General features: G+C 40.3%; 9 protein-coding genes. All 9 read right to left on the bottom strand.

Features of this window, described 5'->3' with window-relative positions:
- Positions 1 to 12: 12 nt before the first annotated feature.
- A complete protein-coding gene (locus AACH28_RS09285; RefSeq protein ID WP_286849776.1) occupies positions 13 to 315 on the bottom strand; it encodes an MBL fold metallo-hydrolase in 303 nt (100 codons plus the stop codon).
- Positions 300 to 581, bottom strand: a complete 282-nt coding sequence (locus AACH28_RS09280; protein WP_286849772.1) for a hypothetical protein — start codon at positions 579 to 581, stop codon at positions 300 to 302. The genes AACH28_RS09285 and AACH28_RS09280 overlap by 16 nt, the downstream gene beginning before the upstream one ends.
- A 232-nt stretch (positions 582 to 813) precedes the next feature.
- Entirely contained in the window at positions 814 to 2,286 is a 1,473-nt protein-coding gene (locus AACH28_RS09275) for a TlpA disulfide reductase family protein (protein ID WP_286849770.1), read from the bottom strand.
- 28 nt (positions 2,287 to 2,314) lie between these two features.
- Positions 2,315 to 3,700 (bottom strand): RagB/SusD family nutrient uptake outer membrane protein, encoded by a 1,386-nt coding sequence (locus tag AACH28_RS09270; protein WP_115047533.1) that lies wholly within the window; start codon positions 3,698 to 3,700, stop codon positions 2,315 to 2,317.
- 11 nt (positions 3,701 to 3,711) lie between these two features.
- Positions 3,712 to 7,062 carry a TonB-dependent receptor gene (locus AACH28_RS09265; protein ID WP_341832769.1) on the bottom strand — a complete coding sequence of 1,117 codons (3,351 nt, stop codon included), beginning with the start codon at positions 7,060 to 7,062 and terminating at the stop codon, positions 3,712 to 3,714.
- A 24-nt stretch (positions 7,063 to 7,086) separates the two neighbouring features.
- Complete coding sequence (locus tag AACH28_RS09260) at positions 7,087 to 8,103, bottom strand: FecR family protein (RefSeq protein ID WP_075991592.1); 1,017 nt, start codon at positions 8,101 to 8,103, stop codon at positions 7,087 to 7,089.
- 83 nt (positions 8,104 to 8,186) lie between these two features.
- On the bottom strand, positions 8,187 to 8,777 hold the full coding sequence (locus AACH28_RS09255) for an RNA polymerase sigma factor (protein WP_075991593.1): 591 nt from the start codon (positions 8,775 to 8,777) through the stop codon (positions 8,187 to 8,189).
- Positions 8,778 to 9,364: 587 nt separating this feature from the next.
- On the bottom strand, positions 9,365 to 10,966 hold the full coding sequence (locus AACH28_RS09250) for a sulfatase (protein ID WP_286802350.1): 1,602 nt from the start codon (positions 10,964 to 10,966) through the stop codon (positions 9,365 to 9,367).
- Positions 10,967 to 10,999: 33 nt separating this feature from the next.
- A complete protein-coding gene (locus AACH28_RS09245; protein WP_341832768.1) occupies positions 11,000 to 12,829 on the bottom strand; it encodes a right-handed parallel beta-helix repeat-containing protein in 1,830 nt (609 codons plus the stop codon).
- Between the last annotated feature and the right edge of the window lie 185 nt (positions 12,830 to 13,014).

The following is a 13,014-nucleotide window of genomic DNA, read 5'->3' as shown; positions in this document are numbered from 1 at the left end:
GAGGTCGATGACCTAGCCGATCATGGGGGTAAGCATAGGCTGTTGTTGTCGTATTGCTTCCTTGGAAATACGTTCTAGAGGTTCATTCCAGGCATGATTGGCCAATACAAACTTGGACGAATGAACCGGAAACAGTAAGGAAGCTTTGAGATCATGTGCCGCTTGGACAACCTCCTCCGGCATCATGTGTATGTGTTTCCAACTGAGGTCGTATTGGCCATTCTCCAATATAGCCAGGTCAAAAGGGCCCAATTGATTACCTATCTCTTTGAAGTGGTTATCGTAGCCGCTGTCCCCGCCTAAATAGAGCCGTATGGAAGGTGTTTGGAGCGCTTAAAAAAATAATCGTATAGGGCGACGGTCCAGGGCTGCGTGAGCTGTGGTGTAGGGCTGCTATTCTGGAATTTTCCGTCTTTAAACTGTTTCGATAGCTGTATGCGTTGAAGTCTTTCACCCGAGGGTCTTTTGCCGAATTGTGGATGCATCATATATAGTCCGATAAGAGCGATGAGAACTGCCAGTCCTAAGATTGTTCTTTTCAAAAATAGAAGCCACTTCTTCCTGTTGTTTCTTGTTGCCATCTGCATATTGTATAGCAACAAATATAAGACTGCTGAGACAGATCTATTTTTGCTGATAGCTCAAATTTATGTGCTGTATGGCTCATTTCGGCGGATTCATCCGATCCACAATATAAAGAAAGTCTTAAAGCCCATAAAAATTCTTCTTTTACGCTCGGGAGTTGGTTGGATTATAGTTGGCTGGATATTAAAAAAAAGGGGGCTGTCCGATCTTTTTGGACGCCCCCTTTTTTTACCCTTTGTAAGGTTTTTTAGCGGCTTCGATGAGCTCTTTCATTTCTAATTTAATGTAATCTACATTTGGGGTAGATCCCGTAAGAAAATAACGTATATTTCCTTCCTTATCAATAATAAATTTTGCTGGAATTCCTTTGACTCCAAATTTCGCGGCCATAACTTCTCCGGTTTGTGGATCTTTTTGATCGTCATAGAGCACTTCAAAAGGATAATTATTCTTGGTGATAAAGGATATCACATTTTCCTTATAGTTCTTATCACGCTCCCAGGTATTCATGAATAAGAATTGTACATCCTTATCATCTGCATAAGAGTCCTGTGCTGCCTTCATTCCTGGAAATGAACGGATACATGGCTGACACCAAGTTGCCCAAAAATCCAATACCACAACTTTTCCCTTTAAACTGGCTAGGGATACTTTTTCGCCTTTAAGATTGAGTAATTCAAAATTAGGTGCAGGTTTAAAAGTTGCCATTTCTTTGATATGGTTGCGAATGTTTTGCGTTAACACTATTTTTAAGGATGCATTAAAATTCTCGTAGCCTTGAACAGATCCGTTCAATTCAGTATATAATTTTTTAAGATCATTTTCGACCGCAAATTGTCCTTTAGCATATAACTTGGTGAGAATATTATATGCCTCAAGCTTTCTTCCTGTGCCCATTAAAGATTTGTAGTATACCATCGCTAGACCATCCGCTTGCTCTGGCGCAGCTTTGAGCGCATTCTCAATATAATTTAGCGCTTCAGCGTATTTTTTTTGAGCAACAAGAATATTTACATAGGCTGACATGGAGCTTGCGTATCCCATCGCTGCAAAGCGAGCTTTATTGTCTTTTTGGTTCTCGGGAAGTGTTAAATAGTAATAGCTATCATCCATAGCGGTCTTTAGTAGTGGAGCCGCTGTAGTCGTGTCGCCTGCGCTCAGCAAAATTTGACCAACAGGTATATAGCCATTTCCGCGCCAGAATCGTTCTTTCAATTCTCCTAGATAATATACTGCTTTTTGTGCATTTCCATCGTTGGCAAAACTTTGTGCTAAATTAGCCAATACATAATCATAAGTCAGTGGTTCTTCCTTGAAGTTTTTAACTGGCCATTTTTTGATAAGGTCGTTATAAGCTTTTTCTTTTTGTACTGGCGTACTTGCATTGTAAAAAACATCTGTGATAAAGGCATCACGGGTTAGTGATCCTTTTGGATATTTTTTCTTAGCCAGTACTTCTGCAGATGCCTGCAGATCTTCTTTCCCTAAAGAACGCAAAATGTTGATTGTAGTACGGTAGTCTTCTTCTGATTTATACGTCTTTAATTCGCTCATTAATACATTAGCAAGCGAATCCTTTTGTACCAACGTACCTTTTTCTATAATGGGGAGATACTGTTGGTATTTGTTTTTTGCTGGTTGTTGTGCAAAAGATGCTGTTAGCGAAAACACCAACGCAGCCGTTAAGATTTTTGTTTTCATTTTTTGTCTGTATGATTTTTTAAATTCATTAATCTTGGTATCCTGGATTCTGTGTCAGTTTATTGTTGATCAAAATCTGGGCTTGTGGAATGGGATACAAGACATCCGTGGCCTGCCAGTTTGATTTGATTGGAGACAATACAGCGGTAGCACGATCGGTCCGCTTGAGGTCGAGCCAACGATGGCCGAACTCACCGAAAAATTCGTGCAGGCGTTCTGTTTCTATTGCAGATAGTAATTGTGTTTGGTTTAAGCTTGAATTAAGTCCTGCAAGTCCAGCGCGAGAACGGACAGCATCCACATCTGTCCGGGCTTCGGCAAGTTTTCCCAATTTAGCCCTCGCTTCCGCGCGAATAAGATACTGCTCGGCTAAGCGAAGCATAATATGGTATTCGGAACCTGTTCCCGAGGATACTTTATATTTGGTTATGGCATAATAGATTTTGTTGGAGACCGTCTTTGGACTTGTCCAATTTGTTTTTCTTAAGTCAACCGTCGGAGATGTCTCAAAGCTATTGTACACAGCGTCCGGTAGGGTGTAGCCGGGTGTAGCTGTAGCCGCGGTAATATAATTGGAGCCAAATGTCGTTACTCCCGTTTGATTGCCAAGTTGAAGGATAACCTCATTACTTGAGTTTACAAAATTTTTATCTGGTGTCGGCATGCCATAATCAGATGACTGTAATACTTTGGTGGCATAAGATTCGGCATTTTGATAATCCTTTTGGTAGAGATAAACTCTTGCCAATAGTGCGCTTGCAGCAGTTTTGTTAGCTCTTCCTCTCGGGCTTGCCGTTGCATCATAGGCCGTCGCCATCTTACTTTCCGCATCTTTTAGATCAGCAATAATCTGATCATATACTTGCTGTGCAGAAGTTCGCGGAAGAATTGCATCTTCAAAAGCGTGGAGGTCATCACGTAATTGCAATGGCACATCACCATAGAGGTTGACGAGATAGAAATAGGTATAAGCCCTAAAAAATTTCGCTTCGCCCAGGAGCTGATCTTTTACACTAGGGGTAAGGCTGGTGGATGCGTCGAGACCCGATATCGCATTGTTTGCATTCTTGATAAGTTGGTAGCAATTTGACCAGAAATTAGCGACATTCCCATTTGTGTTCAGCAGATTATTGCTGGCGAATTCCGAGGTATTTGCATCAGCCGCATTGTATTGAAGGTCGTCTGCAGCGATTCCTGTATAAAAGGTTGAAGTCCCAGCGAGATTGATGCTTAATGTTGTGGTATACAATCCGCGTATGACACTATTTGCAGAAGCATCTGTAGAGAATGCTTCGCCAGCTACAACTTGTGTCGGTGGAGCGCCCAATTCCACAAATTTTTCGCAGGAGCTGGTCAAAAGAGTTCCACTGGTAATTGCTAATAATAGTATATTTTTATTGATGTTTAATTTCATGATCTCTAGTTTTAAAATTGACAGTTAAATCCAAATACAATCGTCCGCAATGGAGGCAATACCTGGGCAATCGTTCCAGTTCCTAAACCAGATGGACCGCCTTGCACGGTCGTTTCGGTATCCAGGACATATTTGTTCTTGGCCCAAGTAAAGAGATTTTGCCCTTGCATAAATACATTACAATTAGACATTTTTAATCTCGAAGTCCAGCTTTTGGGCAGGTTGTAAGATAAATTGACAGACCTCAATTTAATATAGGAAGCATCCCCATAGACAGCATCAGAGCTGGTATATTGATTATAAGAGTTGCTTAATGCAACTCCATCAGCTGAAGATGCCGGTACTGTCGGGATAATTGCTCCCGGGATATTGGTATTGCTGTTATTTGGTGTCCATCTGTCCAACCAGTAATCATTTTGGTTGAGCATAGCCCCCGGTCTCGTGTTGAGGATTTTAGTTACTCCAAAGCGGTGGTTAAATTGAAAAAATACACCGAGCTCGAAGCCTTTGTAGGAAAAAGTATTGTTAAATCCACCATAGAAAGGTGTACCTAAGTTAGCAACGTATCGGTCATCGCCCGTTATAGCCCCATCGCCATTGCGGTCTTCGTATAACGCTCTTCCTGTTGTGGGGTCTACACCTTGATAGTGATACAAACGGACCATATTGAGCGGCTCACCAACTAGAAAGCTACTTGAATAAAATGTGTTTTCAATTCCAGGAAATTCGACAAGTTTGTTTTTATAAAACGTGAAATTAGCAGATGTTTTCCATGTAAAATTTTCATTTGTAATATTGGTGGTATTCAACTCCAATTCCAAGCCTGTATTTTGGATCAATGCCGGTAGGTTTTCTTTGTAACTGTTGTAGCCCGTTTGAGTACTTAAAACTAAATCAGTTATCTGGTCAGAAGAACGATTTCTGAAAAAGTTTCCCGTAAACAAAATTCGATCTTTCAAGAAACCTAGATCTAAAGCAAACTCCAGTTTTTTGGTTGTTTCCCACTTGATATATTCATTTGGAAGTGTTCCAATATTCATGGAAGGATTATTCAGATATGCGGTTGTTGAAGAGTAGAGTGGAAGATAAAGGTAATTTGAAATTTGATCATTACCTGTAGTTCCATAGCTCGCTCTCAATTTACCAAAACTTAAAAACGTTAGATTATCTTGTATAAAATCCTCTTTTCCAAAGACCCATCCTAGCCCTATTGCTCCAAAATTTCCGAATCGGTTTTTAGGTCCAAAACGAGATGAGCCATCTCTTCTAAAAGTTCCATTAAACAAATATTTCTCTTTCCAGTCGTAATTTACTTTTCCGAATAGTGCATTGTATTTGTAATATACGAGGTTATTGCTGGCAGTGAATAATCCTGCGGCACTGAGCGAACCTAAAAGTGCATCGTTTGAATAATTAGAACCATTGGTTGTCTGTGAACGGGATGAATTTTGCTGAAAACTTGTTCCAATTAATGCCGTAAATTTACCTTCGCCGATACTTTTTACATAATCCAATGTCGGTTCAATAATCCAATTTTCGGCCTTTGTATTAGAGAAACTGGAAGATCCAAGCGGGTTGGAGACGGTGTTATTTAAGGAAGTAATTGGGCGTTGATTATTTTGGTTCAACTGTGTGATGGTATAGCCAAAATTTGCTTTTGCTGTCAGTCCAGGTAGAATTTTGTAACTCAGATTGGCGTTCGAGATCAGATTATTGGTATTACCAAAGTATTTCCGTTCGAGCAAGGCGATTGGGTTGTCAATAAAAGCTGATGACGGTAACCAATAGTATTTTCCATTGTCACTATAGATTGGATAATTGGGGGGCAAATTGTAGAGAGATGTGACATCAGAGGAAGGCATATCGGAATTGTCGTTGGCATAGCTAACTGATAAAGCGGCATTGAATTTTTTGTCAGAGGAGGTGTGATCCAAGTTTAACCGTGAGGTAAAGCGACTGTTTTTGCTATCTCCATAAAAAACAGTACTCTCGCGTCTATATCCCGAATTAAAGAAAAAACGGGTAGATTCGTTTCCACCAGACATATTCGCTTGAACGTCGGTAATATGTCCTTTGTTTCCAATCAGCATTTTCTGCCAATCTGTCGATTTGTTCTGATCCCATAACATAAGATCTGGAGCGTTATCGGCTGTAGGTGTAACTCCAGCATTAGCAAAAGCCTCTTTTCTTAGCGTGAGATATTGTTCTAGATTCAACATAGGGATAAAGTGGTTGACCTCGGTAAATCCAGTGTTAAAGTTTACACCAATGCGAGTACGACCTGCAGATCCTTTTTTTGTGGTGATCAATACGACACCATTTGCGCCCCGGCTACCATAGATCGCTGTAGCGTCGGCATCTTTCAAGACATCGATACGTTCAATATCCGCTGGATTAATCATGCTGAAGGGACTTAAGCCGCCTGAAGAAGCTGAGATACCAAATGAATTGAGGTTATCTGTTGCAGGTTGTCCGCCGTTAAAATTGGTAAATGGAACTCCATCAACCACGTATAGCGGTATTGAACCAGAGGTTGTTCCACTTAATGACGCTTGATTCCTAATCTGAATCTGAACAGCACTTCCGGGCACACCATTGTTTTGGGCGATCAATACACCGGACATTCTTCCCGATAGTGCGGCAAGGGGATTACTTACAGGTTGAGAGGTAATGTCCTTCGCTGTGATCGAAGCAACTGATCCCGTATTCAGTCTACGTGTTGTCGTACCGTAGCCAATAACAACCACTTCTTCTAAGCTTCCTTCTTCCGGTTTCAGTTTAATAGGAGTAGAATTGGCAATAAGCTGCTTTGCAGTGATATCAACCTTCTGATAACCAATAAAAGAAAAAGTAATAATGACATCGTCATTTGGAATACGCAGTCCCCATTGTCCATTGACATCCGTTGCGGTACTCGTTTGCATATTGCGGTATTCTGCTTTTTGCCAGTCCTTTATGATAACAGATACTCCTGCCAAAGGCGTTCCATTTTCATTGACTACTTGGCCCGCAATGTGTTGCTGATTCTCTTTTTTTTCTTTTATAGCGATAATGTCATTGTCCAATACTTCCCATGTTAGGTTGCTCCCGGCCAGAGACTGGGAAAGAAGATCTTTTACACTGATTTTCTTTCCAACAATATTGATTGTCGAGTTTGGGAGAGTCGATTTGCTAAAGAACATTTTGTATTTGCTCTTGTCATTGATTGTTTGAAATACATCTTCGAGTTTTCCTCCCTGGACGGAGACATCAATTTTTTCAGTTTGAGAATAGGCGAAGCTCTGTATATGCATGGCGCTAAGACAAATGAGCAGTAAAGCCAATCTCGACTCTTTTCTAAATTTGGGTTTTGTTTTGTTCATGTGAGTTATATAGGTTGATTGTTTTTAGAGTAGTTGTATTTGATTTTTCCCCGTTTTTTTAATTTGAAAGTAATTGACAGTTTGTAATGCTTTTAGGATATTTTCTAGTTGTTCGTTTTCGAATGTTGCTGAATAGCGTTGGTTAGCAACTGCTTTGTTTGTAATTTTAATTTCCACGCCATACATGCGTTCTAGTTTTAAGGCGATATCCAGTAATCTATCATCTTGAATGGTAATCCGATTTAATAACCATTCGGTTTCTAACGCGGATCCGTCTTTTTCAGAGATGGAAAATGGCTGAATAGCTATTGCCATAGGAGCCGATGCGGTTTTAGTAGTTGTAGATGGGAATTCCTTTTCAACTCCATATACCTTTCTGATCACAAACTTTTCTTTGGGCTTTAATATAAATTTCTGATTGTCAGTTCCTTTTTTCCAGATGGATACTTTGCCACGTACCAAAGCTGTTTGGGCATTATTTTCTTCGGCATAATCGCGCACATTGAAAGCGGTTCCCAGTACGCTAATTTCCATTCTTGGTGTATGAATAAGGAAGGGCTTGGATGGATTTTTGGCGACATCGAAAAATGCTTCCCCAATCAAAGTAACTTCACGTGTGCTGGAATCTTTGAATGAGGCGGGATAGATTATTTTGCTCGAAGCATTAAGTGTAACTTTTGTACCATCTTCTAGAACAATTCGCTGCTGTTGTCCGTTTGTTAGCGTAATTTCTCGATTGTTTGGTTGCGCAATTTTGTAAAGATAAAGAGCTGTAAAAGCGATACAGAGGATAGCTGCAGCTGCTGCAATTCTAGGGAAATTGAATGTTTTCTGATTCCTCCGAGTCAGTTTCTTTATAATTCTGCCATGAATGCGTGCTTTGAGTGCTTTCTGTACATGATCGGGTAGTGTTTTGATTAAATTCGGTCGGGATGAAAATGAATCGAAAAAACGTTCTACGACGTCCATTTCTTCCGAATTGGCTTCGCCTTTTAAGTATTTGTCAATTAGCTTTTCGAGCTCTTGGTTAGGATATTGCATATGATTAGTACAATGTTCACTTAAATAGTGCCCCTAAAAGGAAAAAATGTACTAGTCTAAATTGGTGTTTATTTGTAATTTACTTATTTACAGTTGTATAAAATTATGAGTAGCGTCAAAAAATGTTGGATAACAAGTTTTTTTAATTTTTGAATTGATACTCCGAGGTGATTTTGAACTGTATTTTGGGAAGTTTCTGTCAAATCACTAATTTCTTTTGTGGTAAGTCCATCTAAGTATCTCATTTTAAAGATTTCTTTTCTTTTTTGTGGGAGATGGGCTACCCATTGTTCAATTAAAGATTTTAAATCCTTTTCGGCATACTGATCTCCTTCCAGAATTTCATAACTTCGATAAAGGTGATGATTTTCTTCGATAAGGATATTTCTGCGTTTGTTTTTCTTATAGGTTTCAAAGACTTTGTATTTCATGCATGCAATGAGGTAGGATTTCAGGTTGTGAATCTCTCTACTGGGACAGTGTTCCCAAAGTTCAATAAATACATCCTGAACAATCTCTTCACAGGAAGCTAAATCTTCGAGTCTTTTGTAAGATTCATCTAAAAGTAAAGACCAATATTTATCATACAAAATATTGAAAGCCTCTAAATCGCCTTCTCGGAGCCTAGCTAACAAGCTTGCATCATTATGAGCTGGATCTTTATCGTTTTTCATGATATGATAGTGTGAAGTTGAATTCCTTAGATTGGTAGGGTTGAGGAATGTAACTTTTTTTCAATATTACAGATTTTATTAAATAAGGTCAAGATCTGTACGTATTTTTTATTTTTTGTGTTTAATCTTTTGAAATTCATTAAACATTTGACATCATCATTTGGGCTTATATTCATAAGAAATTGGTTTTTGAGCCGTAATTAACTCAAAATTAGGTTGAATAAAATTAAAATAGAATTCACTTTTAATTTTTCGAATAAATAGTCAAAAGTACATTTGTTTTTGGATGAGTGCTGAAATTTATCTTGTTTTATGCTTGCAGAGCCATAAAAAATTCGGTTTTTATTGTCAAGGTTTAATAATATTTTAAATTAATAAAAGACCCCTAATGTTGATTACATTAAATTAGAAATGCGTGAACTGATTGAATCTGCAAAAAAAGAAAAAAAAGGATAGTTGTCAGGATAGCAACAGATTTTGCTAAATCGTATCTTCGAAGGAGAGGATAAACCAGCGAAGCCCCGATATGTACTTTCGGGGCTTCGTTGTATCGGGGCTTCGCTGTATAAGTCATCCAAGCAGGCCCCTTAATCCATCAGCTTAATTTGATCAGGATAGGGGATCTGCTGTCCCGTAGCTTTGTAGGTCGGCAACTGAGCCTTCCAAGTCCGGAGCTGATCAGAAAGTAATTTGCTGAGCTCGCTGGTTTTTCCTTTCATTTTTGGGGCAAGGTTGTTGAGTTCACCGATATCTTGCTGCAGGTTGTAAAGTTCAAGCTTCCCATTTTTCATGTCGTAAAGTAACTTATAATCTCCTTGTCTTATTGCCGAGAAAAAGTTGATTCCAGGGCCATCTGGTACTGTCCACTTGTTGGGGATATTCCATACCAATGGACGGCTGTTCCAATTGTCGGACCTATTACCTTCCATTAAGGGCAAAAGATTTTTTCCATCTGGTTTTTCCTGTACGAGCTGATAGCGATCTATTTTGGCTAAACTGAGAATCGTTGGAAAGAGATCTTCGACCATAACAGGGGTAGCATCTGTGCTTGCAGGGTGCTGTTTGGCCTGTTTGATCAACAGAGGAACCCGGATTCCACCTTCGTAAACCGACCCTTTCCCAGCTTTTAATGGTAGGTTCTGTGTATGGCTTGGTCCGGTGCGCATTGGGCTGAGGCTTAGTCCGCCATTGTCGCTAAGGAAAATAATGACGGTGTTATCGTACAGGTTTTTGTCTTTAAGAAATTGAACGATATCACCCATACTTTTGTCATAACCTTCGACTAGTGAAGCATAAGCTGCTTCAGTGGAATCTAAGCCGCGGTCGAGGTATTTTTGTACAAAACGTGGATCGGGTTGGATCGGGACATGCACCGCATAGTTGGAAAAATTAAGGAAAAAAGGCTCCTTACGGCGTATAGGTTCCTCCAGTGCCTTCAGCGCCTCCCGGGTTAAGGCTTCCGTTAAAAATGTGGATGTGCCATGGTATTCCATAAGATCGGGAACTGCCTGATAACCTGCTTTACCAGGAAGGTTTCCGTAATTCTGCTCGCCATAGTAGTTTTGTGGATGCCCAGCGGAGTGTCCTGCAATATTGACCATAAAACCCAAATTTAAAGGGCTGGCACCAGGTGTTCCGGCAGATCCCCAATGTGCTTTACCCACATGAATGGTATAGTAACCATTGGCCTTAAGGATGCTTGGAAATGGAGTAGCATATATCGTATGTGGTATATTGGGCACAGGGCTTAGTCCGTTGATATTCCAATCCGGTGGATTCAACAATTCATCTTTGCTATCGGTCGGGGTGTCAGCTTTGGGATGGGTCCAATTGGTGACACGATGATGAGCAGCATTTAAACCGGTCAGAAAGCTCACCCGGGAAGGTGTGCACACCGGTGTTGCATACGCATTGGTAAATTTAATGGCTTCTTTGGCCAATGTTTCCAGATAGGGGGTATGAAACTTTTCGTTGATTGGCGTTTTGACCTTGTAAAATGGTTCGGACATGTCCTGCCAACCGAGGTCGTCCACAAAAAACACGACAATATTGGGGCGTTCTGTTGTGGATACCGATTGGTGCTTCTGCTTAACTTTAGTTCGGTTGACTGTTTGCGCATGGCCTCCTACATGCATACCGATAAATAACACCGCAAGGGTGAATGATAAATTGTTTTTGTGAAATAACATAGGGACAGTTTATAGTTTAAATATCGGGACTTGTTATTGATCCAAGGTTTGTAAATCACTTTGTTTGCCATTTACCGTATTGTTTGAAATAATGCTATTTGCGACACGTTCAAAAAATAAGGGCTTTTTATTCCAATGAAATGCAGGATATTCCTTATTGGTCTTGATTTGATTGTTGCGAAAGACCAATCCATTGACTGATTTGGCGTAAAGAATAGGCTTATCGAAGGTTTCAAAGCGGTTGTCTTCGATGACGATATGGCTATGGAAGTATTTCTGCTGATTTTTTAAATCCGGAATTTCTGGATAGATCGATATAATCGCATTGGTAAATTGGAACATATTGGTCAAGGCATTGATAAAAGTATTGTTCCGGATTTGAATATCGTGGCAGCTACCCGTTTCGTACCAACCATTGGCATCGCCACACAGGAGAATAGCTGTACCTGAAGTATGATCAAAGCGGTTGTTTTCTACCAGGGTCTTTTTTGGCGTACTGAATAGAGCACCCCGTGCTCGATTGTGGCGTATGGTATTGCCACTAAATAGCACACGTGGCGTCCATGTGAGGTTTTCGATGCCAATATCCATTTTTGTTGGGTCAATAGCTGGGTCCAAAGCATTACTTAATGTAATCATGAATTCGCGGATTGGATCTGAGGCTTTCTCGCGTAAAACGCTAATGGATTGGATCTTATTTTTCTGGTCCCAGAGTTCCATTGTACTGGATCGGATAAATTGGACCGTATCCCCCTGGTAGCCCCAGTCAAATCCGTAGGATTGATCGTGCATATAACGACCGATCAATGTTTTGTCGTCTAGTCGTTTGGTGATCTTCAGGTAGGTGCCATGGATATTGATGGCATCATCCATCATATTTTCATACAGTCCATTCTTCGATACAATAACACCCTTGCAACCCGAAAAATGTGTTGCGTCGGCCTGAGCTGTAAAATAACGCGGATCCTGATCGCTGCGAAGTGCAATTCGGAAACCTTCCAATGTGATGTTGTCCGTTAATTGAGCTAGCAAACCCATGCCTTCGGCGTAATGGACGGCGATATTTTCAAGTCGTATATTTTTTCCTTTATGGACAAATACGCCCGGACTGGGACGAAATCCCGCGCGCATGGCAACGACGGTACCCGGTATAAGCTTGCTATTCTTCCATTGCTGCGCTTGAATAATACCCTGAGAGAGCTCTTTCACTTTGGTTGTGCCCACGCGGATATCGCTTGTATTATAGACTATCCGTTTGGTCTTTTCTTCAAAGGCAATCCCCGATGTCGGTCTCAGTTGCCAGCCTTCACCGGTATTGTAAAATATGCTGTCTTTGATCGTATAGGTTACCCAAGGTGCAGTTTGATAAGTAATTGTACCGTTGATTGTATCGTTTTGTAAAATCTTGACCTGGCAGATCTGAGGGCGCTCAAAATCGATGTGGATATTTTTCAACGTGAGGTTTTTATTCTCGATCAATGCGATAGGTAACATGCGTCCATGATAGATAAAGTCTGATCCTTGTCCATCAATTGTGATGTTGTCGCAATTTTCAAATGCCATACCTACGGTTTTGGGGTTGTCCTGATCGTGATTGGAGATGTAGTATTCGCGGGTTAGCGCCCCTTCTGGATGAAAGTCATAACGTCCCTTTTTGAATTTTAAAATAATAGGTTCTTTCTTGCCAATCTTGCTGAAGATGGATTGAATAGCTTTATTGACCAATGCAGTACTATTGTTGCCCGTGTTGGGAACAACACCATAGGTGGAAAGATCGATAATCTTCGTCGCGGACTGTGCAAGGCTGTCAAAATAAATAAATGGTAGGAGAAGGATAAGTAAATAAGGTTTTAGGATGTTCATGATGTCCTGCTATTGATAAATTGGTTTATATCGCACAAGTTCCCTATGGGATTGGCTTGTCGAATATAGGGATAATCGTTCAACATCCAAATTAAGTCGTAAAGCGTAGCGTTTTTTTTACGCACTACATCAATCAACATTTATCTTGCAGTTCAAAGGTAAATGGTATGCTTTTTACCATCACA

It is taken from the genome of Sphingobacterium thalpophilum (genome assembly GCF_038396785.1).
Lineage (GTDB): Bacteria > Bacteroidota > Bacteroidia > Sphingobacteriales > Sphingobacteriaceae > Sphingobacterium > Sphingobacterium thalpophilum_A.
This window is presented reverse-complemented; position numbering and strand designations above follow the sequence as displayed.